Annotated in this window: 16 protein-coding genes; 5 read left to right on the top strand and 11 right to left on the bottom strand. The window is 33.9% G+C overall.

What is annotated here, in order from left to right:
* Positions 1-43: 43 nt before the first annotated feature.
* A complete protein-coding gene (locus FN795_RS04785) occupies positions 44-352 on the bottom strand; it encodes a chaperone modulator CbpM (RefSeq protein ID WP_051951509.1) in 309 nt (102 codons plus the stop codon).
* Positions 342-1262, bottom strand: coding sequence for a DnaJ C-terminal domain-containing protein (locus FN795_RS04780; protein WP_142449604.1), 921 nt, complete (start codon positions 1260-1262; stop codon positions 342-344). Before FN795_RS04780 ends, FN795_RS04785 begins: the two co-directional genes overlap by 11 nt.
* 303 nt (positions 1263-1565) lie before the next feature.
* Here FN795_RS04780 and FN795_RS04775 point away from each other — a divergent pair, with 303 nt between their 5' ends.
* A complete protein-coding gene (locus tag FN795_RS04775) occupies positions 1566-2315 on the top strand; it encodes a hypothetical protein (RefSeq protein ID WP_142449603.1) in 750 nt (249 codons plus the stop codon).
* 130 nt (positions 2316-2445) lie between these two features.
* Here FN795_RS04775 and FN795_RS04770 read toward each other — a convergent pair whose 3' ends face one another.
* Positions 2446-2973: a hypothetical protein gene (locus FN795_RS04770; protein WP_142449602.1), complete on the bottom strand. Its 528-nt coding sequence runs from the start codon at positions 2971-2973 to the stop codon at positions 2446-2448.
* Positions 2974-3206: 233 nt separating this feature from the next.
* Between FN795_RS04770 and guaA the strand changes: the two genes are divergently transcribed.
* From guaA to FN795_RS04750, 4 genes are all read left to right on the top strand, one after another.
* The gene (gene guaA, locus FN795_RS04765; RefSeq protein WP_142449601.1) at positions 3207-4736 is read left to right on the top strand and encodes a glutamine-hydrolyzing GMP synthase; all 1530 of its coding nucleotides are present in this window, start codon (positions 3207-3209) and stop codon (positions 4734-4736) included.
* A 61-nt stretch (positions 4737-4797) separates the two neighbouring features.
* Positions 4798-6714: a LysM peptidoglycan-binding domain-containing protein gene (locus tag FN795_RS04760; RefSeq protein WP_142449600.1), complete on the top strand. Its 1917-nt coding sequence runs from the start codon at positions 4798-4800 to the stop codon at positions 6712-6714.
* Between the two features lie 95 nt (positions 6715-6809).
* Positions 6810-8906: a PBP1 and LysM peptidoglycan-binding domain-containing protein gene (locus FN795_RS04755; protein ID WP_142449599.1), complete on the top strand. Its 2097-nt coding sequence runs from the start codon at positions 6810-6812 to the stop codon at positions 8904-8906.
* Entirely contained in the window at positions 8906-9307 is a 402-nt protein-coding gene (locus tag FN795_RS04750) for an OsmC family protein (RefSeq protein WP_142449598.1), read from the top strand. The genes FN795_RS04755 and FN795_RS04750 overlap by 1 nt, the downstream gene beginning before the upstream one ends.
* A 53-nt stretch (positions 9308-9360) precedes the next feature.
* Here the strand turns inward: FN795_RS04750 and FN795_RS04745 are convergent, their stop codons facing one another.
* From FN795_RS04745 to FN795_RS04710, 8 genes are all read right to left on the bottom strand, one after another.
* Positions 9361-11217 (bottom strand): glycoside hydrolase family 35 protein, encoded by a 1857-nt coding sequence (locus FN795_RS04745; protein WP_142449597.1) that lies wholly within the window; start codon positions 11215-11217, stop codon positions 9361-9363.
* Between the two features lie 92 nt (positions 11218-11309).
* The gene (locus FN795_RS04740; RefSeq protein WP_142449596.1) at positions 11310-12689 is read right to left on the bottom strand and encodes a Gfo/Idh/MocA family protein; all 1380 of its coding nucleotides are present in this window, start codon (positions 12687-12689) and stop codon (positions 11310-11312) included.
* Between the two features lie 41 nt (positions 12690-12730).
* On the bottom strand, positions 12731-14020 hold the full coding sequence (locus FN795_RS04735; RefSeq protein ID WP_142449595.1) for a DUF3472 domain-containing protein: 1290 nt from the start codon (positions 14018-14020) through the stop codon (positions 12731-12733).
* A 97-nt stretch (positions 14021-14117) separates the two neighbouring features.
* Positions 14118-16301: a M1 family metallopeptidase gene (locus tag FN795_RS04730; RefSeq protein WP_142449594.1), complete on the bottom strand. Its 2184-nt coding sequence runs from the start codon at positions 16299-16301 to the stop codon at positions 14118-14120.
* Between the two features lie 71 nt (positions 16302-16372).
* Positions 16373-19468 (bottom strand): DUF5107 domain-containing protein, encoded by a 3096-nt coding sequence (locus FN795_RS04725; RefSeq protein ID WP_142449593.1) that lies wholly within the window; start codon positions 19466-19468, stop codon positions 16373-16375.
* A 199-nt stretch (positions 19469-19667) separates the two neighbouring features.
* The gene (locus FN795_RS04720) at positions 19668-22664 is read right to left on the bottom strand and encodes a glycoside hydrolase domain-containing protein (RefSeq protein ID WP_244289942.1); all 2997 of its coding nucleotides are present in this window, start codon (positions 22662-22664) and stop codon (positions 19668-19670) included.
* Positions 22665-22709: 45 nt separating this feature from the next.
* Positions 22710-23711, bottom strand: a complete 1002-nt coding sequence (locus tag FN795_RS04715; protein WP_142449592.1) for a c-type cytochrome — start codon at positions 23709-23711, stop codon at positions 22710-22712.
* A gap of 12 nt (positions 23712-23723) precedes the next feature.
* Positions 23724-25136 carry an aryl-sulfate sulfotransferase gene (locus FN795_RS04710; protein WP_142449591.1) on the bottom strand — a complete coding sequence of 471 codons (1413 nt, stop codon included), beginning with the start codon at positions 25134-25136 and terminating at the stop codon, positions 23724-23726.
* Positions 25137-25215: the final 79 nt, after the last annotated feature.

Raw genomic sequence — 25215 nt, 5'->3', positions numbered from 1 at the left:
TTATAAATCTTTCTTTTTTGTGATATTTTAAAAATAAATTTGGTTATTCTCTTACTTCCTGTTCTTCGTAAATTCTAAGTTTGTTTTGGGTATTTGTTAAATGTTGCTGTAAAGTTTCAATTTTATTTAGCAGATGATAAATTGCGTCAATTCCTTCTAAATTGATATTTAAATCATAGTGCATGCGCATCATTTTTTCGATTGAGGGTAATTGCTCAGGCTCTAAGTATTCATCATTTTCTTCAAAAATAATTTTGATCAAACCATAACTATTTAGCTCTTTTATAAAAGTATTTTCAATTTCGTGATACAGACAAAACTGTTTTATTTGAATCAAATTTTTACTGCCCATGATTTCTAAGTTTAGATAATTCTGTAAATAATTCTTTTTCTTTTTCTGATAATTTGGTTGGAATTTTTAGGTTGTATGTCACATACAAATCGCCAAATTGATTGTCTTTCTTATAAATAGGAAATCCTTTTCCTTTTAATTTGACTTTTGTTCCGGTTTGAGTTTCGGCAGGAACTTTTATTTTTACTTTTCCATCAAAAGTCTTAATGCTGATTTCTCCACCAAGAATGGCAGTATATAAATCCAAATCGACATTTGAATATAAATTGTTGCCATCTCTTTTAAAATCAGAATTATTAGAAATTAAAAAGGTAATATACAAATCGCCATTTGGCCCGCCATTTACACCGGGGCCACCATGTCCTGGGATTTTTATAACCTGACCGTTTTCAACTCCGGCCGGAATAGTAATTCTGATATTTTTGCCATTAACGGTCAAACTTTGTTTGTGTGTGGTATATGCCGATGCTAAATCCAATTGTAATTCGGCATTGAAATCTTGGCCACGATATTTAGATTGAGTTCGGCTGCTTCGTCCAGATCCGTACATTGAATTGAAAAAATCGGAGAAATCACTTCCCGAAAAATCGTTTCCAAAATCAGAAAAATCCTGTGCACTTTGTTGTCTTGAATATTGCTGTTGTTGCTGATTTGGATCATAACCTGCTTTTTCAAATTCATCGGCATGTTTCCAGTCTTTTCCGTATTTATCGTATTTTTTGCGGTTTTCAGGATTGCTCAAAACCTCATTTGCTTCGTTTATTTCCTTGAATTTTTTCTCCGCTTCCTTATCATTCGGGTTTAAATCAGGATGATATTTTCGGGCTAATTTTCTGTAAGCTTTCTTGATTTCAGCTTCGGTCGCGGTTTTCGTAATTTCTAATGTTTTATAGTAGTCTATATAATCCATTTTCCTGTTTTTTTAATGAAGAAAAATTTAAACCTTGAATTTAGGAATAAGTTGCTTACTGTCAAAGGAAAAGAATATTTTATAACAAAATTTTTACAAAAGAAATTAATTAGAATATCTTATAGATGATATTTAATTTTCATAATTTGAATTAAACCTTGGCAGGTTTTTTGATTCTAAAAATTAGCCCAAATAATTGTTATAAAAACCTTAAAGTGAAAGTTCAGAAACAAATTATGTTATTTTTGCTTTGCTATAGATATTTTATAAAATTATAAAAGCCGATTCGATAAAACTTTTTCAATGAAGCATATTTTATTTTTCATATTATTTTTTGCTGTTGCATCGGTATCAGCCCAAACGGAATTTAGTACTAAATTCAAGAGTATTCCAGCTCCAAAGTTTGGCGCAAAACCAAAAAAAATGCCTGCTCCAGATATGCCAAGTTTAGATGATCCGGCTGCGCCAAATGGTGAAATTCCAAGTATAAAAACACCAAATGTTTACGATAATACCAAACTAACGACAAAATCTCAATTTCAGGTTGGAGAAGAAAAAAGCAAATTTTCAATGTCAACTGAAAAACAGTTTGCCAATCCAGGGGATCGTTATGTGGACAAAATGGAAAAAGATTTGGATAAGGCTTTAAAAGATGCGGGATTAAAAGAAGGAAGAGGGCCGTTGGTTAGAAAAGATATAGAATTTGGTGATATTTATACCAGTTCTGCTTATTTTATTATTAAATGTCGTGATGCGGGTGCAATTGACGGAGATTTGATTAAGGCAGTTTTTAATGATAATGTTGTGGTAGAAAGGATGTTATTGAAGTCTGAATACCAGAGTTTTAAAATTACTTTTAACGAAGGTTTTAATACTTTTTCATTAGAAGCGCTTAACGTTGGGACACTCGGTGGAAATACCGGAGGATTTGAAATTACAGATGCGGAAGGAAATCATGTTTTATCTGATTATTGGGATAATTTAGATACAGGATTTAAAGCAAAATTTGTTATTGTAAAACAGAAAGAATTGCTTAAAAAAGCAAATAAATAATTCTTGAAAGATACTAAGAAACTAAGGTTCTAAGATGCTAAGAAAAATGCAGCATTTTAGAACCTTAGTAGTTTATAATTTAAATCAAATATTCTAAGAGAAAAATTTAGAATCTTAGTGTCTTAACATCTTAGAAAGGATCTGCTGTAACTTTAAATTTCATATCGGCTTTAACCGTCACATCTTTTGTTAAAGTTTCTTTCAATGTTACTTGAGTTCTAATTTTGTAACTATCGGCTTTTATGTATTGATCCAGTTTTTTATCGGTACAAATCAAATCGATTGTGTTGCTGGTTGACATGATATTGTCCTGATAAGCCAATTCGATTTCGTCAGAGTTCGTAGTCGAAATATACAAATGAACCGATTTTAAAAACGTAAATGTTTTATCTGACGGATCAGAAATCGATAATTTTAATGATCTCAGTTTTATATCTTTTACCAGACTAGCTTTTGTTTTGTTGTTTTCAAATTCGGCAGATGAATTTGTCGTTACTTCCGGCGTGATTATTTCCGAAGGCAGATTAATAGGCGAAGTGCTCTTTATTTTTATTGAAGTTTCATTCGAAATACTGAATGTCAATAAATCATCAACAGCATCACAAGAAGTTAAAAAGATTGACAGCAAAATTGTCAAGGCAATAAATTTTGATTTCATAGTTAATTTTAAATTGGGTTTTTCGTTACATACGAAATATTTTGAGGTTTGGATTTTTTTTTCTAAGATGCTAAGTTGCTAAAGTTCTAAGTAACTAAGTTTTTACCTTTTTATTACGTTGAAAAAAACTCAGAACCTTAGAACCTTAGCATCTTAGAACCTAAAATGAAAAAAAAATATTTTTTTTCATTGCTCCGATTTTTCATTTTGGAATATAAAAAGTATTTTTGCGCATGCAACACAACGTACTTATTTTAGATTTCGGATCGCAATATACTCAGCTTATTGCGCGTAGAGTTCGCGAATTAAATATATTCTGCGAAATTTTCCCTTACAATCACATTCCGAGTGATTTATCAAGTTATAAAGCCGTAATTTTAGGAGGAAGCCCTTTCTCTGTTAGAGGAGAAGATGCACCGCATCCTGATTTATCGCAAATTAGAGGTAAAATGCCTTTGCTTGCCGTTTGTTATGGAGCGCAATATTTAGCGCATTTCAGCGGTGGTGAAGTAGCAGCTTCTAATACAAGAGAATACGGAAGAGCAAACTTGTCTTATATTAAAGAAGGCGAAACTTTCTTCGAAGGAGTTTCAGAAAATAGCCAGGTTTGGATGAGCCATAGCGATAGTATCAAAGCGCTTCCAACAAATGCTGTAAAATTAGCAAGCACGCATGATGTAGAATACGTAGCTTATAAAATTGAAGGCGAAACTACTTATGCAATTCAATACCATCCAGAAGTTTACCATTCAACAGATGGTAAAAAGATGTTAGAAAACTTCTTGGTTAAAATTGCTGAAGTTCCTCAAAACTTTACTCCAAATGCCTTCGTTGACGAAATGGTAGCAGAATTAAAAGAAAAACTAGGAAACGATAAAGTTGTTCTTGGTTTATCTGGAGGAGTAGATTCTACTGTAGCAGCAGTTTTATTAAACAAAGCAATCGGACAAAATCTATATTGCATCTTCGTTAATAACGGACTTTTACGTAAAAACGAATTCCAAAGTGTATTAGATCAATACAAAGGAATGGGATTAAACGTAAAAGGTGTAGATGCCGGAGATCGTTTCCTTGGCGAATTAGCCGGAATCAGTGATCCAGAGACGAAACGTAAAACAATTGGTCGTGTATTTATCGAAGTTTTTGATGATGAATCACACTTATTAGAAGACGTAAAATGGTTAGCGCAAGGAACAATTTACCCAGACGTTATTGAATCTGTTTCTGTAAAAGGACCATCTGCAACTATTAAATCGCACCACAACGTTGGTGGATTGCCAGATTATATGAAATTAAAAATTGTAGAACCGCTTAGAATGCTTTTCAAAGATGAAGTGAGAAGAGTTGGAGCTACATTAGGAATCGATCCTGAATTATTAGGAAGACACCCTTTCCCAGGACCAGGATTATCAATCAGAATTTTAGGAGATATTACACCTGAGAAAGTACAAATTTTACAAGATGTTGATTCGGTATTTATTGAAGGATTGAAATCTTGGGGATTATACGATAAAGTTTGGCAGGCTGGAGCAATTTTGCTTCCTGTAAACAGTGTTGGAGTAATGGGCGATGAGCGTACTTATGAAAAAGTAGTGGCGCTTAGAGCTGTTGAATCTACTGACGGTATGACGGCTGACTGGGTTCATTTGCCTTATGATTTCTTGATGAAAGTATCAAATGATATTATAAATAAAGTAAAAGGCGTGAATCGCGTTGTTTACGATATTAGTTCAAAACCACCTGCAACAATTGAGTGGGAATAGTAAGATTTTTCAAATTAAGGCGTTACATTTGTAATGCCTTAATTTTTTAAACCTACTATTTATGAGAGAATTTTTAACGTTTTTTCTTGTCTTTATTTTGTCTTTTAACAGAATAATTGCGCAAGAATCATTTATTGAGCACAAAATTCAAAAGGGAGAAACCGCTTATTTTATAGCCCAAAAATATAAGGTTTCGGTTGATGAAATCTACAAGTTCAACCCCGAATCTCAAAATGGAATCAAAGACAATCAGATTATTAAGATTCCGGTTCATTCTTCTGAAAAAATAAAATCAGACCAACAAATTACTCATATTGTTGAGGAAAAGGAAACACTTTACGGTTTATCAAAAAAATATAAAGTTTCTCAAGAAGCACTTCAGGAAGCCAATAAAGAAATTCTCGCCGGCGGACTTCAGGTTGGCCAGGAATTAATTATTCCGCAAAATGCTTCAAATCTTTCGAAAACTGAAAATACAAATACTTCAAAAGCTTCGCATCTTGTTGTTGCTAAAGAATCTTTATTCAGCATTGCCAGACAATATAATGTCTCGGTTCAGGATTTAGAAAATGAAAATAAAGAATTGCTGCAAAACGGATTGCAGATCGGGCAAACTATTTTAATTCCGAATAAAAGAAAAACTTTAGACGGAAGAGTTCGTGTGATTAATAAAGAAACTATTTTTCATGTTGTTGAACCAAAAGAAACGAAATTTTCGATTGCAAAAAAATACGGAATTTCTATCGATCAATTAGAATCACAAAATCCCGAAATTGTAAACGGATTGATTATTGGAAATAAATTAGCCATCAACACAAAAGAAATAAAACCCGCAAATGAAAGCGAGGAATTGATGCTTGCTCTTGCAGAAAAACAAGTTGTGGTTGAAAAAACAAAAGCCAAAACTGTAGAATTAGAAGATTTGAAAGACAGATTGGTTATTCAGAAAGAAATGAATCAGAAGATTATAAAAATCAATGATTTGAAAGTAAATCTGAATGATATGAATGGTTCTAAAGAAAATTCGGTTGAAAAATTACGTTTGGTTTTAGAAGCCAATAAAAATGTTCAGGATATTTTGATGGCCAAATTAGATTCGTTAGTAAATACAATGAATAATGATTTAGTTGAATTGAAACGAATGGATATTATGAATGTTGATGAGTCAAAACGTCTGGAAAAACAATCGTATGAAAGCATTGGAAAAACGAGTGAATTATCTTCTCAACTGAAAAAAGAATTGGGAGAAAATCGAAAAGCATATGCCGGTTTGATGAACAAAGTAGAAAAAATAGCTGTTGAAGAAAATCAGGAATATAAAAAGAAAATCCGCGAAAGCGAGAAAAATAATAATGTAACTTCAATTCAACAAAGACTTTCTTTAGAAGAAATCAAGCGTTATAAAATCGAGCAGGAGCAAGGTGATGCGCAAAATCAGCTTTTAATAGCGAAAATCGATTCATTAGACATTCAAAAACAAATTGAAGTAAAAAGACACATCAGCAAAGCTTCTTATTATAGTATGGAAGCTCGAAAATTTGACGATAAACTGGCTTTGGTAAAGTTGAAAAAGTATCAGGATGAGGCGATTAAAAAACAAAATAAATCGGGGATTTCTGAAACTTCAAAAGTAGTTTCATTAGAAGAGATGAAACGCGAATTGGAAGAAAATCCGCTTAAAAAAGACAAAACAGTAAAAGTTGAAGTTTTTGATAATCTTAAAGAAGTTTCAAACGGCTATTACTTAGTTTTAGGTATATTTACAGACGCAACACTACGCGATAAGCTTATCATGAAACTTATTGATTCTGGTGATTTTAACGCAAGTTTCTTTTTCAATATAAACAGTCTTTCGTATTATGTTTACTCGGATAAGTTCGAAAACATGGAAGAAGTTTTGTATAAATGCAAGAAAAAGGAAGAAGATGAGTTATATAAAGAGATAATTATTGCTAAGGTCGAGATTGATCTGAGATAATATTTGGGACGGAATTAACACTGGCTCGAATCTTGCTCTGACAAGAATTTAGTAACTTGTTTTTGAATTAAAAATTAAATTGTTTTAAGTCTATTATGAAATATTATTCAACATTATTGTTTCTTGTTTTTTTTGTAACCTGTTCTGCTTTTTCGCAGGGAAAGACAGTAAAATATACCGTTTCAGGAAGTGAAACTGTAAATGAGATTGCATTAAAATTTAAAGTTACGCCTTATGATATTTATGTATTAAATCCTGATGCAAGAAATGGCGTAAAGCCAAATACGGTTTTGCTGATTCCTGCAAGCGGTTCAAAAACAGCGATAAAATCTGAACCAGCTGTGGCGAAAACGACGGCGAATTCTAAAGAAATTATTCACGAAGTACAGCCAAAAGAAACTTTTTGGAGTATTGAACATAAATATGATATTTCAGATGAAGCGTTGAAAGCTGCAAATCCATTTTTAGAGAAAGATGGAGTTGTAGTTGGACAGAAATTGGTAATTCCGGCAAAAGGTTCAGCTGCAAAAACAGCTGCTAATGCTAAACCGTCTAAAAATAGTTCACAGGAAAAATATGTGTATCATGATGTTGCGCCAAAGGAAACAAAATTTGGCATTGCAAAGCAATACAATATGACAGTTGAAGAATTGGAAAAAAGAAATCCTGAAATTGTTTCAAACCTTCCAGTTGGATACCGATTGACTATAAAAGGAACTGCTCCAAAAACGGAAGCAGCACCAATTGCAAATACAGCAAAACCTACTGAAACTAAAAAAGCGGAAACTTCTAAAAAGGCAACAACTTACATGGATTATCAAGTGAAGCCAAAAGAGACTTTTTATAGTCTAGGAAGAACTTTTCATTTGAGTCAAGAGGAACTGACAGCATTAAATCCAGCACTTTCTGAAGGTGTAAAAGAAGGAATGGTTTTGAAAGTTCCGACAGGATATTTAGCACCTCAGCCGATTATTGCTCAGGCACAGCCAGTAGAAAAAGCTGTTGAAAAACCAATGGAAAAAGCTATAGAAACTTCAGCTCCAAGCGGCATTAAAATTGTTGATAAAGTTAAATCTGAAACTGTTTCTGCAGATCCTGAAATAGTGGAACTGACAAAGAAAAGAGGTCAGACTGATCGTCAGAAAGTAGTTTTATTATTGCCGTTTAATTTGGCTAAAATGCAAAGCGATACTACAAGTGCTGCAAACCGAATTAAAAACGATAAATTTTTAAATATGACGCTGGATTTTTATTCGGGAGCAATGATGGCAATTGATTCAGCTAAAACTTTGAAATTACCAATTGATGTTGCCATTTACGATTCAGGAGAAACTAAAACTTCATCGAATATTTCTAGTTTGATTGCTCAGAATAAACTGCAGAATGCCAACGCGATTATTGGACCATTTTATCAAAGTAACGCTGAAGCAACTGCAAATGCACTTCGTTCAAATAACGTTCCGGTAATTTCTCCGTTATCAAAAGATACTGCAAACCCAATTGATAATTTATATCAGGCGATTCCGTCTAATGATGTAATCCGTAATTCGGTTTTTGATTATATGCGTGCAAAAAATGGAAATATAGTAGCCGTTGTTGACAAGAAAAAAGAATCGGTTATAAATTATATTAAACAGAATCAAAAAGGAGTAGTGTTTGCTTCTTTAACAGAAACTGGCGGATTAGATGTTGCTAATCTAAAAGGTTTGCTTCTTCCAGGAAGAATGAACTATGTTGTTATGGAAACAGGAAATACAGCAATGGTAAAAACAACGATAAAAGCATTGCTTGATTCGCAAAAAACATGTCAGGTACAATTGGTTATTTTAGAACCAAACAGTACATTAGATACAGATGAAATCAGTTTTGATAATTTGGTGAAATTGAAATTGATGTATCCTTCTATTACCCGCGAAAGCGACGAAGCAGGAGCATTGATTTTCAAAAAAGAATACCGATTGAAAAATAAAGTGAATCCAAATACTTATGCAACAAAAGGATTTGATGTTACTTTTGACACTATGATGCGTTTGGTTCAAGGAAAAACATATCAGGAAACAGCAGATTTAATGACCACAGAACAAGTGGATAATAAATTTCAATATTACAAAAAAGAAGATGGCGGACACGCAAACAAAGGTGTTTACATTTTATATTACGACACCGATTTAACTTTAAAAGCAGCAAATTAATGACATCAAAAGTAACCTATTTAGGCGATTTAAGAACAAGTTCAATTCACGTGCAATCTGGAAGCGAAATTATCTCAGATGCGCCATTAGATAATAACGGAAAAGGCGAGGCTTTTTCTCCAACAGATACAGTTGCCAATGCTTTAGCAAGTTGTATGATGACAATTATGGGAATTAAAGCCCGTGATTTAGAAGTTGATTTCGTAGGTTCTACAGCGGAAGTAACTAAAATCATGAATGCAGAACCAAGAAGAATTGGAGCAATTGAAATTGTATTTCAAATGAAAAGTAATGCTGATGAAAAAAGCAAAACTATTTTGGAACGTGCTGCAATGACTTGCCCAGTATTTTTGAGTTTAAGTAGTGAAATAGAAAAGAAAATTACTTTCAACTGGAGTTAATTTTTAAACGAATATAAAAAAAGCCATTCACCGCGGTGAATGGCTTTTTTGTTTTAACCTTTTTCAGGTTTTAAATCTTGTAAAATTGGCGTTGTAATTGTTTTGACTTCTTTTTGAATGGTTTCATTTTTCTGTTCAAAAATGGTAATTTGGTTTTTTCCTTTTTTAAGCCAGCATCCTGGAACATAAAGCGTTTGTTGTGGACCAACACTCCAATAACGGCCAATATTGATTCCGTTGATAAAGACAATTCCTTTCCCAAAATCTCTCATATCTAGAAATGTATCTCCTGTTTTTTTCAAATCAAAAGCTCCTTGGTACAAAACAGGACGATTTGCTTTTCCTGGGTTTTTGTAAGCCGTTAAGTCAGGTTCTCTATTCATTGGGAATTTATACATTTCCCAATTTCCGGTAATCGTTTCTCCATTAATAATTACCGGACTGATAATTCCTTTATTGTTAGAATTAATTTGAGAACCATAATTTATACGTCCCATATTTTCGACTAAAATATCTAAAGTCGCATTGAAAGGGACTTCAATTTCGCAGCTGTATTTTTTGTAATAACGGTTTAATTCGGCAACCTTTTTTCCGTTAAGATAAACTATTGCATAATCTCTTAATCCGTTTAATTCTAATTTACCGCTGATAGGCTGTGTAAATTTTTTGCTATACCAAACATAACCGTCACCTTGATTTAACTGCTCAAATGTTTGTGGCGTATCTTCGATTATAGGATCAATTTTCGATTTTAAATCTTCTAAGTCAACTACTTTCGAAAGAGAAATATTTGGAATCGTGATTACAGGAAATTGTTCAGGAATATTTGGTGTTTCTTTAGTTTTTAAAAGTTCTCTTAAAGCATTGTATTTTGGAGTTGCCCAACCAGCTTCGCTTATTGGCGCATCATAATCGTATGATGTCATATCGGGCTGAATATCGTGTTCTTTATCATAATTGGCACCAGAAGTAAATCCGAAATTGGTTCCGCCATGCACCATATAATAATTGAAGGAAACATTATTGTCTAAATACTTTTTAGTCTGGCGAACCGTTTGTTCTGACTTTTGAGTCGGAAATGGTTCTGCCCAATGATCTAACCAACCCGGATAGAATTCGGCAACCATATAAGGACCTTGATTATTATTAAATTGATCAACCACTTTTTTTAGTTTTGCAACATCGTCTTCACCATTTGCTGTCGGTAAAGCTCCAGGGAGTGCACCACCTTCAAAAAGCCAGCTTCCATCTGAAGTAAAAAACGGAACTTCAAAACCAACATCTTTTAATTGCTGAAAAACAGCTGCACTATATTTTTTATGTTCTTCTAACGGAATATCTTTTCGCTGTGACACATACGAACCAAATTCATTTTCGCCCTGAACCATAATAATTGGTCCGCCTTTCGTAATTTGTAAATTGGCAACCTGTTTGTATAATTCATTAAAATAAGCTTTAGTAGCAGCTAAATATTCCTTGTTATTGCCACGAATAACCATATTTGGAACATTCTGTAAAAACCAAGGATAACCTCCAAACTCCCATTCCGCACAAACGTAAGGTCCTGGACGTAAAATCACAAACAAACCTTCTTCCTGAGCGGTTTTAATATATTCGGCTAAATTTTTATTGCCTGTTTTAAAATCCCAAACTCCGGGAGCAATTTCATGATAATTCCAAAATACATAAGTAGCAACAGCATTTAAACCCATCGCTTTCATCATCTTTAAACGATGTCTCCAATACGGTTGAGGAATTCGGGAGTAATGCATTTCGCCAGAGTGAATTTGCACTGGATTTCCATTTAAAAGAAAATTTCCATCCTGAATGGCAAAGGTTTGTTTTTGCTGTGCAGTGGATGATAAATTTATGACAAGCAAAAACAAAAGAATATGTATGATTTTTTTCATTTTCGAAATAGTATAAATAACTGTAATAAACAAGAGAGCACTTTTTTAAAATAATGCCCTCTTGTTCCTTTTAACTAACCAATAAAAAATATTTACTCAGAAAATTCTAATTTTTTAAGTTTATTCCAGCCTCCACGGGTAAAATCTGGAATTTCAACAGGAGCCGAATTATTATCCAATGAAATTTCTGTTAATGGACCAAGACAAGACCACTCGGCTAAATCGTAAACGTCCATATCAAGAGGAAGTCCTTTTTGAAGGCAATGAATTAAACGATAATCCATAATAAAATCCATTCCGCCGTGACCGCCTACTTTTTTAGCTTGTTCTTCAATTCCTTTTGCAATTGGATGTTTGTATTTTTCCATTAATGCTTTTTTCACTTCTTCAGGAACAAAAGAGTGTGCGCTTAGTTTTTCATGATTTGGTTTTACATCATCACTTAATTCTTTTCCATCTAAAGCATAACCCTCTAATGGATATTTATTTGCGAAACCTTTTGTACCGCTTAATTGGTACATTCTGCTGTACGGACGAGGAGAAGTAACATCGTGCTGAATTTGGATTGTTTTTCCGTTTTCAGTACGAATCATAGTCATGGTATGGTCTCCGTTTCTAAAATCTTTAATTTCTTGCCCTGATTTTTCTTTAATGTAAGCAGGATTTCCAACCGCTTTTGTATCCATTGAAACCAAGAAATTCATTTTGTCACCACGGTGGATATTTAGTGCCTGACACGCAGGTCCCATTCCGTGTGTCGCATAAATATCGCCGCGGTGTTTGATATTGTAATCCATTCTCCAGTTGTTCCAGTATTCTCCCCAGAATGGCTGTAAACCATGAATGTAAGAACCTTCAGCATGAAGAATTTCTCCAAACAAACCTTGCTGAGCCATGTTAAGAGTCGTCAATTCGAAGAAATCGTAAACGCAGTTTTCCAATTGCATACAATGTTTTCTCGTCTTTTCGGAAGTATCAATCAGTTCCCAGATTTCTTTCATAGTCAAAGCTCCTGGAACTTCAATTGCAACGTGTTTTCCATCTTTCATGGCCTGAACTCCAATTACGGCATGATGAAGCCAATCTGTTGCCACATAAACTAAATCTACATTTGGCAATGCTGTTACTTTTCTCCATGCATTTTCATCACCATAAAATTCCTGTGCTTTTGGAAATCCAGCTTTAGTCAAAATTTCATTTGCTTTTGAAGTGTTTTCCTGAGTCATGTCGCAAAGAGCAACAATTTCAACGCCCGGAATATGTGTCATGCGTTCAACAGCTCCCGGACCGCGCATTCCAAGTCCGATGAAAGCAATACGAACAGTTGGGATTGGCTCTGCTGCCATTCTGAGTACATCTTGTTGACCTTTTGCACGTGCAGGTGTTTTTGTCTTGATCATTTGTGCCGATGCAATTGTCCATCCGAACAAAAGAAAAAGAACTATTGCAGATTTAAAAAATGTAGTTTTCATGAGTAAATTAATTTGTTTTTTGTTGCTTAATACTTCATCATTTATGGCAAAGTATTGAAATTTATTTCTGGTTTTTTGTTGTTTAAAGGTCTTGTAAATATTGTTTTTGGCGTTGTGAAATTGTTGAAAAATCCACCATCTTTTAAATAAAAAGAATCATTTTCGAGTCCACCTGCAAAATCCATTCGATACCCTTTTGCGCCAGTATTGTCTGTGGTAAAACGAGCCGAATTAATTTCAATCCAATTTCCTTTTTCATCACAAACCCATTGATTATTGAATAGAACTCTTCTAGATAAATCACCTTGTTCGGGAACGAAATTTTCTAAAAAGGAATGAAATCTTTTTAAATAAGTATGCGTTTGAGGCCGATTGAAACTTGCAATCAACAACCATTTTTTTAATTCTGGTGCATAGAAATAAGCGGTATAATTTGTAGAATTATCGTTTTGAGGATTTCCGTGCAATAAGAATTTATATGTTGTTCCAGCTTTCCACATGTATTTCAGATAGCTTTGACCTCCTGAACCCTCATTTCCAAATTCTCCTGTGTGAACATTTTCACCTTTCTTCAGCATTTTTATTTTCTGATTTTCAGGAATACTTTTTGGATCATCTGTCGTAAACGGACTCCAAACTGAAAACAGGATTCGTCTTTCTGTTGCCGAGTTTACTTGAATTCCGAAATAACCTTCGCCAAAACCATTTGCCATAAAATAAGAGCCAATTTTATCTTCATTTTTAGGAATTGTAATTTCGTTGTAATACCATTCTGCATTTACATTTTCAGGAACTTGATAATTTAAATGAACCGAAGGCCCACGACGTCCCCAATGATAAAAGTTTCCTTCATTATTTGGCACATAAGAAATTTTGCCATCAAAATCTTTGCTTGAAATTGTTAAACGGTTGATGGAAGGAAATTGAGTACCGCTTTTACTGACTCCTTTTATTTTTAGGGCAACATAACCTTCTTTTTTTATTGTCCAGGTTCCAATGGAAACCGCTTTTTTTGAAGTATTGAAAGTTGCTTTTTTTACTTCATTATTTATTGAAAATTCAACTTCCGATTTTCCAAAAACTTCTACTGATTCTTCAACAGAAATCTGAAAAGTTCCTGGTTTTGAAATTTTAAAATAAACAGTAAAAAATTCCTTTGCATTTGTCCAGTTTTCGATACCATTTTCAGTAATTGTATTGCTTCCGTCAATATGCTCAGAACTGAATGCATTTCCCGCAAGCGGAATAGAAACAGTTGTTTCGGACTCTTTTTTTTCATTCGAAAAAGAGACTAAAAGAAAAGCAAAAAACAGGTAAAATAAATTTTTCATTTGCTGTGATTTTGGTTTTTTATTTAAAAGTAACCTCTCTAATGAACCAGATTAGAGAGGTTTTCAAAAACAAAACAATTCAAATGGACCTTGCTAATTATTTTTGACTATTAAATCTTTTCATTAATGGCGTTACATGTTTTTTTGTATCGTCATCTAATGAAGCCAATGCTTTATCTGCTTCGGCTGGTGCATATTTTGTTAATCCTGCTAATCCAGCTGCAATTACGTTGTATGATTGTTCTTTAATGCTTTCTTCCATCAAACTTTTATAAGAAGCATCTTCTGTAGAAGCTAATTTTACAATAGCATTTGCTCTGGCAATTGTCTTTTTGTCATTTTTAGCAATATCAAGAAGCGTTTTTAAAACCTGATCTTTGGTTTGTTTTTCATTTAAATCAATTGCTTTGATGCTCAATACTCTTAAATCTTCTTGTTGATCTTTTAAACCTTCCAGTAAAATAAGTTGTGATTCCTGACTTCTGTCTTTTGAAGCAAATTTTATGGCTTCGATTCGGTTGTAATACGATGGCGCATTTTTATATTGGAATAGATAATCAGCAACCGTTTTTTTATCTACTTTAACTTCGCCAACTAAGATTTTATCTGGATCCAAATCTATAAACTCTGGTTTTGAAGGAAGGTCAAAACTGAAACTTTGTTGTCTTTTATTAATTAAAAGATCCTTTCTTATTTTAGTTCCGTTTACATAAAAATCAACTTTCAGAGGCAATGTAAAGGTTTGCACCGAACTATCCTGAGATTGACTTATCGTAATGATGATTTTTCCATTAGCATATTTGTAAGTCACATCGAGAATCGGACTTCCAGCATTATAATACCATTGATCAAAATAAGGTAGCCAATCTTTTCCAGTCACTTCTTCCATTGATAAACGCAATTGATGCGGTTCACCAGATTTATAAGCATTTGTTGTCAAATAATGATTTAGTCCTTTAAAAAATGCTTCATCACCCATTTGGTTTTTCATAGCATATAAAATAATAGAGCCTTTAGAATAGCTGATATTATCAAACATATCGTCTGCGTTTTTGTAATGAAAACGTGCTAGAATAGGACTGTCACCATTTTTTTGAGAACGCAAATAATTCTGCAATTTTTCATAACGCGATCTGTCTTCTGCATCTTGTCCAGCATCGTGACCGTGCCAAAGTACTTCTCCAAAAGTGGCAAACGATTCATTCATTGTTAAATTTGACCAAGATTCAGCCGTTACATAATCGCCAAACCATTGATGAAAAAGCTCATGAGCTATCGTACTTTCCTGATTGTCATCCAATAATTCTCTGGCTGTTTTCTGTACATACTCGCCATGCAAAGTTGCAGATGTATTTTCCATTGCACCAGAAACATAATCTCTGGCAACGATTTGCGCATATTTTGTCCATGGATATTCAACACCTAGCATTTTGCTGTAAAAGTTCATCATATCCGGAGTTTTTCCAAATATTTGTTTTGCGTATGGGGCATATTTTGGTTCCAGATAATAGCTTACTTCTTTGCCATTATAATTGTCTTTGGATATTTTAAAATCACCAACAGCCATCATAAACAAATAAGGAGAATGTGGTAATTCCATTTTCCAGGTATCCGTGCGGGTTCCGTTTGAATTGACTTTTTGTGACGCCAGTTTACCGTTAGATAAGGTTACATATTTTGCGTCAACCGTCATCGCAATTTCAGAAGTTGTTTTCTGATTTGGTTTGTCGATTGTAGGAAACCAGGCCGATGAAGATTCTGTTTCTCCTTGTGTCCAGATCTGGATTGGTTTATCATCTTTTCCATCAGGATTTATAAAATATAATCCTTTTGCATCTGTAATTGCGGTACCTCCTTTTGCTTTTAATTCATCTGGTTTTGCGGTGTAACTAATGTAAATAGTGAACTTTTCAGTGCTTTTGTATTTTCTGTTTAAAGCGATAAAAAGCTGCTCATTGTCATACGTATATTTTAAAGGTGTTTTTTTGTTTCCTTCAGTAATTGCAATTTCTTTAAAATCCATTCCTTTTGCGTCAAGTGTAAGTGAATCGGTTTCATAGAAATGTGGTTTTAAAGTAAGCCACTCTTTCCCATAAAGGTATCTTTTGCCATAATCAAAGGATACGTCAAGTTTAGTGTGAACTAAATCGTGAACTTTCTGAGCGGTAACTCGGTAAACAGACAATTCATCTTTGTTCTTATCTGCGTTTTGTGCTTCTGTATTTTGACCTGCCAATAAAGCAAGACCAAAAAGAGTACATTTTAAGAAAAGGTTATTCATTTTTTTGATTTTAAATGATTGTTTTATGATTTAAAAGTACAGCTAATTGTATTGTACTTTTAATACATTTTTTAAAGTTTTTCGATAATTCTGACTTCACCGTCTTTTTCATCTTCGCTTAAAATATTCGATTGTTTTTTGGTGTAAGCCAATAAACTCCACTGAATTATTTTATTTGTCGGATACAAATCTGCCTGAGTTTTAATCCATTTTTCAGCTTCCTGAGCAGAAGAAGTTTTTTCGATAGCCCAAGCCGAAACCAATTGATTTGCAGGAAGAAAGTTCATAACCGTATTATCTACTTTTGGATGAAAAGCCACGATTTTCTCTAAAGATTTTGAAGCCATTTCTTTGTTTCCAAGATTGGTATAACATTGATAATCCAGCCAATTTTCTAATCTTTCATCGATATTTTCGTCATAAGGTTTTCCTACGCCTAAATTTTCTGGGAACAGTTTGGCATCGGCAATAAATTGTAATGCTTTTTTGTACTGTTTATTTTTCATTTCAGCTAAAGCCTGCATTAATTTGGCTTCGTGATACAATTGTCTGCCCGCCGTTGCACCTTCGAAAGGAAGGATTTGCAATTTGGTTAAAAACGCATCAGCTTCACGATATTTTTTGTTCAGTAATAAAGTTTTAGCGTAAAGCATTCCAATCAAATAATTGTCTTGATGTTTTTTATAAAAAGATTCAGCGGTTGTAAGCGCTTTGTCAAATTGTTTTTGAGCGATATAATGTTCTGCCAGCATTTTATGATATCTCCAGCCTTGCGGATCCAATTTTATTGCTTGTTGAAGACTTGCCAATACTATTGAAGCATCGTTTTTAAATAAAGAAGCTTTTGCGCCGTAAAAAGCAGGATCATTTAGTTTTGTACCGCATTGCGAAAACAATTCTTTAGCTTCTGAAATATTGTTGCGATTCCATTCAATTAAACCTAAATGATATTTTAATTGATACTGATCGTTTGTTTTTATTAATGATTTCAGGATTTCAGCCGTTTCATTTCTGAAAGGGAAACTTATTCCAGGTTTGATTTTGCTTACATCAACTGGTTTGTTTTCTAAGAAAGCTTTCCAATAAATGATTTCAGCAGTTGGTTCTGCAATAGAAAATACTTTTAAAGCTTCTTCTTTTCGGCTAAGATTATTATACCAGATTCCGAGTTCAAGAAAAGTCTGTTCTGGCATTTCGTTTTGAATGGCAGCAGTAAAAGTGTTTTTTGAATCGTTTGAATTGTTCCAAAGGTATTTTTCAAAATCGGCAAAATGATTCAGAGGATCAAGTGCTGTAATTGTTTTTAAAACAGAAGTTGCTTTATCTGAATTATTTTGAAGACGATATAAAACGGCTAAAACTTGTAAACCTTCTACATTGTATTGATTATAGATTAAGCTTTTCTCGGCATATTCAACTGCTTTAGACAGATCGTTTTCGGCCAAATAAATTTTGCTTAAAGCAGTGTAAGCTGGGCTTCTAAATTCAACACTTGCAGCCGCAATATCAAAACCATCTTTTGCATCGGTATTATTTCCTAAATGGAAATTTGCCAAAGCATAAAAATAATTTGCAGCAGGATCGTAAGTGTCTATTGATAGGGCTTTGCTTGCCGAATTTATAGCTGCTTTGTATTCCAATTTTCTAATTTGTAAAGAAGCCAATGCAGAAAGGGCAGGAGCGAAGTTTGGATCTTTCTGTAAACAAGCTGTAAGGTTTTCTTCTGCTTTTACATAATCTTTAAAGCTTATATAGTTTTTACCTTGCTGATACAATCCGTAAACCGAATTATGATCAAAATCTTTTGGAATTTCGACAGGGCGATTGATATTTCCATCTTCTGGAGCTGAATTCCAAACGAGTTTATTGTCTCCTAAAACAAATTTCAATTTATTAGAATCGACTTTTATCTGAATAGAATCTTTAAAAGTTTGCATCGTATTCAAAGCAATATCTTTAGAATACACTTTTTTATCGTTGTCAAAAACTTCAATTTTTTCATTTAGCTTTTGAAGCGGAGAAAAATAGATTTTCAGCCAGCCGTTTTCGTTTTTAATATTGACAGAACCATAATTATTGGCTTTTACAAAACCTTTTGTCTGTTTTACAGGAAACCAATATTCGGTCCAAGTATCAGTTTGATAAGGTGCAAATGAACGCTGTTTGAAAGGTGTGAGATTACTGCCTTCGCTTGCTTGATTAAACAATCTTCCGCTTTGTACTTCTACATATTGTCCGTCAGTATCGGTTAATAATTTTTTCCAAATCATTCCTTGCTGTGACAATCCCCAAATCCAGATTTTTTTACCTGGTTTATCGTCGTGATTGCCATATCTTCCCATTCCGAAATCTTCGTCATGATAATATCCTCCAAAAAAATCATCGTATTTCCCGAATACGTGATATGATTTATAACCACCAAAATTGTTGTTTTTGTAGAATGACAAATCTTTGCCGTTTTCTTTGTCAATTGGCCACGAATTGTATTCTCCGTTATGACCAATATAAGTTTGTCCCGGATAAATAAACTGTAGATTTTCGGCAGCTTTAATTCCTGTATTCATCCAAGTATAATATGGCTGTTCGAATTCGGTTGTGTTCGACCAAAACGAATTTGTAGTAAAATAAGCTTTGTCTTTTGGCAGATTGATGTCTAATTTCCAAGAAGTTCTCGTTAATAAATCCAAAACTCCGATCACACAACTGATGCTTCCGTCTTCTCTGTTTATGATTTTATAATCGACAGGAGTTGCGCAATTTGGCGTGTGGCCAATAATTCCATAATTGCCTTCAACACCGCCGCTTGTCCAAGGGCCGCGCATCGCAATATCTCTGAATTTTACAACATGATTATTGTAAACAATGTCTTTTCCAGTTGATTTTTCTATAGCCGACCATACTTTTCCACCAATTTCTGGCAGAATCATTAGTTTGATATAATCGTTTTCAATTTCGATTACTTTCCATTCTTTTTGAACGGGTTTGTCTGTAAAACCGTCAAAACGGAAATAAGGATAAAACTTAGTATCTGGTTTCGGAATCGGGTCAGGATCTGAGAATGGATATGTGGTAAATACTTTTTTGTATTCTTTTACAGTGGGTTTGTTTTGTGCTGTGACAAAGAGGCTTCCAAAAAGTAGAATTGATAATAGTGGTCTAAATTTCATGGTGGAGAGCTAGTTTTTGTGGTTTTTTTTGCCACTCCCGATAGCTATCAGGAGTGGCATTAAATTTTTTGCATTTTTGTCATTTCGACGAAGGAGAAATCACACTCGTAAATCGATAAAGATTGGCGATTTTCTGTATGGAATTTCTTGTGTGATTTCTCCTTTGTCGAAATGACAAACAGTACGAGGTAATTGTTGATTATTTAATAATCAACAACCAGCCTTTTCCTTTAGAAACTGGTATTTCGTCTTTAGCTGTAAACGTTTTTGCGGATTGGAAATTGGTAACTTCCGGAGCTGTAATTGTTGCTTTTGCAGGATTGATTCCTAGTTTTTTCCAATCGATATTTAATTTCACATTTACATCAGCATCTGCCCAGCTTGCAATTGAAATTAAGGCTGTTCCATTCTTTTTGTAAACTGTCGCCAATACTTTATCGTTGTTTGTTTTTACAGGACAGTTTTCGCTCCAATATCCAATCATTTCAGAACCTTTAATTCCGAAAGAATCCCAAACTTTCCAGATATTTCTTGGGTCAGCACCGTCGCTCCACGGCAATCTGTTTGTCATTCCGTAAACCATTCCTCTCCATGGATTTCCACCATCTTGAAGCATTTCTCCCATTAATCCAAACGGAATTCCGCTTACTTCGGTCAAGAAAAAGTCAGGTTGATTTTTCTCGTAATCGAAATATTCTCCAAACCATAATTTGTTGATGTACGGAAAGTGCTCCATGTATAAATTGGCACTGTTATTAAATCCGTCGCTTTTGTTGTATTGATTCGCACTGTGCAAATCGATAATTCCCGGATGACCGTCTTTAGTTAAAACTCTTTTGATACGTTTCATTGTGATTCTGTCGAAGGCAACGTCGTCCAGATAAATTCCGTCAATACCAACATTTTGAGTTAACCAATTCATTCCTTCCACATAATAATTATGCCAACGGTTCATGCCGCTGTTTACGATTGCAGCATCTTTAATTTCTGGCACAAACCAAGCTGCGATATAATCGTCGCCAACGTGTTCTTGCAACCAAGAGAAACCGCCTCCTTTTCCTGGAGAATAAATTTCGTGACCTAAACTTCTTAAAGCGAAAGTTTCATAAGCTTTGTTTGAAACTTCTCTAACCGTATTATAGATTTTCACTTTTAATCCTTTTTCATGGGCTTCATCAATATACGATTTCATCTTTTTAAATTCGATAAAAGGATAATTGATATATGGATTAATTGCATTTGCGTGGTGAATATTGATTACCGTTGCACCAGTTTTAGCAATAGAATCGATTGGGCTGTATTTGTGATAAAACTTTGTATCCCATTGAAAATCTGTATTGATAGTATGGAAAGGCGTAATCAACAAGTTGAAGTTATAATATAAAACTTCACCTTTTTTCATTGTTCTAGCTCCGCTGTACGCATTTACTAAAACTGATTTTTGATTAGGCGTAATCGTAATTCCTCCTTTATTATCGTTACCCCAAGAAGTTGGCAATAACAAAGGTTTTTGCAAATAGAAATTTGTGTTTAACGGACGGCTGTATTTTTCGTCTCTCAAAGAAAACTGCAATCCAGAATTTACAGCGCCAATCCAAGCGCCATCTTGATTTTTATGAGCGACATCCCATTTCCAGTCAAAAGTTGCAGGACGATCTCCACCTTTTTGGCCTAATCCCATCATGTATTTTGCAGAAGTTGGCTGTATTGGCATTTGGAAATTAATGTCACTGAAAGAAACATCTTCAAGAGCAGTAACTTTTACAATATAATGTACGAAACCATCAAATTCAACAGAAGCATTTACATCCATTTGAACCGATTTTGAAGTCGAAGTATTTTCCCAAGAAACGGTTCCAGCTTCTTTTTTAGTGAATTTTATACCGCTGTTTTTCCATTGTGCTTCTTTTCCAGATGCATCAACAAAATGAAAATCGATTGGTGAGCTTAAAACATCATTTGCTTTTGCTGTTACAGAAGTCATTTCTGGAGTAAAGAAAGTCTGGATTTGTGCAGGGAATCCATTCGCTGCCAAAATCAGTTTTCTTCCTAATAATGAAATTTCAGAATTGTTTATTGTTAATGGAGTATAAGGAGCAATAACTGTATTTTCCTGTGCTAACGTTGAGTTTAACCATTTTAAACGCGTCATTTTTTCTGGACTGTCTATTCCTCCGTTTTTTGTTACTTCGTTAGAAACCGTAATTTGAAGTTCAATTTCTTTTGATTTTCCGTCAGCAGTAACTGTCGCTTTTCCTTTGTAAGTTCCAGCCGTTGCAGTTTGAGGAACATCAATTCCGCACCACATTGCCTGAATTTTTCCTTTTGAAACTGAAACAGTGTTGGTAAAAGGATTACCATCATATTTAGTTCCGTCAGTGTTGATACAACTAATATTTTTTGCATCAATTGTTCCTGTTGGGCTAACTAAATTTGAAAAAGTCACCTTGACATTTTTGATATCTTCAAGAGCATAAACACCTAATTGAAAAGCTAAATATTCACCTTTCATTGCCGTATCAGAAAAGCTATTTTGAACACCTTTCTGAATCCATCTTTGCGGTAAATCCGATTTTAGTTTGATAGAATGTTCTCTGTCTTCTGGAAAAACTAAAAATGAATTTCCACTGTTTTTTGCCACAAGAGCTGAAGTTTCAGATGCTGTTGCAATCACTTCCATAGGATAAAAACTATTGAAAGCATTTACACTCTGAATTTCAGTTACTGATGTATTGTCTTTTAAGTTTGCTTTTATATTAGAAAGCCATTGTGCATCAGCTTTGTTTTCAGGTTTTTGATAAATTCCTTTCGGATAATTAGCAGTTCCTTCATCAACATAAGGCATGTAATAAACGTAATATGTTCCTTTTCCTGAAATAGGTTCAAAGAAAATAGTTCCGTTTTCTCTATTGATGTTTTCTGTTTTTATATTCTGAATTTCCTTTCCAGATGCATCCTGAACAATAATTTTTTTAAGTTCCGGATTTGTGTCTCTTCTTCGCCATTCGATTGTTGTTTTAGCAACATTTCCTGAACCAGAAAAGGTAACTACAGCGCGGTGATTTCCTAATTGATTCGGATTCCAGCTGTCATTTCCATCTGAATATTTTATTTGTGCAGTCAATGAAATACTGAATACGAAAAAGCACGCAATCAATATTTTATTTATGAGTTGTTTGTTTAGGTTTAGTTTCATTTTGTTTTTTGTTCAGATTATAATAGTGTAGTAAGATTTTTGAGATTAATAAACGGCTTTCCAACCATTTTTCTGCCAATACGCGATTATTGGTTTGTAAGGCCCGTATTTGTGTTGTTCTTCAGTAAAATTGTCCTGAAAAGGACTGTGTGAATAGTCGATTGGTTTTCCCATTTTATTTGGATAATCAAATGTTTTTGGGTTTGGTCTTGTATGTTGAGAATCGTCATTTACATAAGCTGCAATGTCTAGTGCTTCTTTATCAGTTAAATATGGTTTTCCAAGTTGTACTTTATCATAAGGCATATTGCTTTTCAGCCACTGCGCTTGTTTGATTACACGGTGCATGCTTGAACCTGGCTGATAACCGTATTCGCCCCAAAGTGGAGGATAAGTATAACCTGATTTATCGGCATTATATACGCCTTCACCGTTATTTCCGTGGCAACGTGCACAATTTTCTACAAATAATGCTTTTCCTCTTTCCGGACTCGCCGCAACATCTGGAAATTCGATTTCTAGATTTTTAGCTCCTTTAAAATTACCATCTTTTGGAACAAATTTGCTGATCCATTTAAAATAAGATAAAAATGCAACCATTTCTTTGCTATCCAACGGAAGCGGTTTTCCAGAATGTGGGCGCATAATGCAGTTATTAACTCTTTCTGCCAGTGTAAGCACTTTATTTTCTCGCCCGCGATATTGTGGATAATTATCATGTGAAGACATTAAATTGAACGCATGCGGTTTTGTTCCCGCATCCTGATGGCAGTTTGTGCAATTCATTTTATTGCCTAAATATTTTCCGTTTTTTCCGTTTGGACCAATATAATAAGCGGTTTTCATCATCAATTCTCTTCCGTAACGAACCGATTCTCCAAATTGATCGTCTGGGATTTTCGATGTATCAATTGTGATATAACTTTCATCTTCTTCACCTTCTTCAGTTGTTTGTGAAGCTAAAGTTTGAGAATTTGATTTGGTACAGGAATTGAAAACAGTCATTGATAATGCTGAAAAAAGTCCGATTAGAATTGTTTTTTTCATGGTTACTATTTTTTAATTTAGAAGAAAAGGTTTTAGTTTTTCTTCAGGAATAAAGATTGTTCTGTATGGCGGAATTTCAGATTCTAAAGCCCAAAACAAAACGCCTTTTTTATTGGTTAAAACCGTAATATGTCTTTTTGAACAGCAAACTAAAAAGAGATCTTTATTGATCATGTAAGCGCTTCCCATTCTATCATTATAAATATCTTTTGGTAGTTTTATTTGGAAATCCAGTTTAACTGAATTCTCTTTTTCATTTACTTTTAAAGCAAAAACTGAAGATTGTTTTTTGTCAACACCATTATCAAAAAACAACAAGCTTCCTTCTTGATCAATATGCGCGGCATGAGCCTGAGAGAAATTAGTATCTGGAGCCATTTTCATATTGCCGCCTTTTCCTAATTTCCAGATTACTTTTCCAGTTTTAGAATCGATTTTCCAAATTTGGCCGTTGTTATAGAAAGAAATTAGAAAATTTCCATCTGTATCATAATTCAGACTGTTGGCGTGTGTCCAATCTTTTTTGGTTTTTAATAAATCTTTATCTTTCAGTGGATCTAAATCGTCAAAAACACTCCATTTCCAAAGTTGTTTTCCCTTTTTATCCATAATCAGGATTCCGTCACTGTTAATAGTATCTTGTTTTTTTCCTCCAATAGAAGTTAAATCGATTATTTTTTGGTCAACGGTTATAGTCACAAGTTCGTTAGCCGATTTTTTTAAAATTTCATGATGAATAGTTTGTTTAAAATCGCCCTGACCTTTTTTGATATGTGTTAATGTATCTCCTTGAAGATTGATTTCCAAGATTTCACTTCCGTAACTTGTTGGTTCGTCATTTGTTCCTAAAATAGAAAGAATCGTTTGGTCTTTTGTAAAGTGAGTAACTTTAAATCCAGTTCCTTCAAGCGTATGATACCATCTTAGGTTTCCTTTGTAATCAACAATATAGGCTGTTCCCGGAGTTTCTCTTTTTGCCAAAAGCATAAAACCTTTTTTGAAATTTGCTGGCAATAATTCTGGTTTTGGACAATTGGCTTTGAATTGTTTTTGAAGCCATTCTGGAAGTTTTCTTGATTTGAAAGTGTAAACTTTACTTGGTTTTTTTTCACCATCCTGAATCGTAATTAATTGATAGCTATAATTCGTTTCTGGAATAATATTGCATAAAACCAAAGAATGCTCAAGACCAGCTTTTGAAATTGGAGAAGTTATTTTATTCGTAATTCCATTTTTATCCGACCAATATTCTGCATATACCTGAACATTGTCCTTCGTAGTAACATCGATCTGAATTTTCAGTTCGTTGTTGCTATGAGTCCCAATATTGATATTTGTGATACCATTGCCCTGATTTTTGGAACAGCTTGCCAAAACAAGCAAAACCAAAATAAAACTCCATTTTAATACTATTTTTTTGATCATCTTAAAGGCTTTCTTTGTGAAACAGAAAAGTGCTTTTTTTGTTTAAAAAATCAAGAATAGACAGACAACTTTAACTGTC

Origin of the sequence: Flavobacterium resistens, from assembly GCF_900182645.1 — a bacterium.
Classification (GTDB): Bacteria; Bacteroidota; Bacteroidia; order Flavobacteriales; family Flavobacteriaceae; genus Flavobacterium; species Flavobacterium resistens.
Note: the sequence above shows the minus strand (reverse complement) of the source record. Positions and strands in the feature narration are given on the sequence as shown.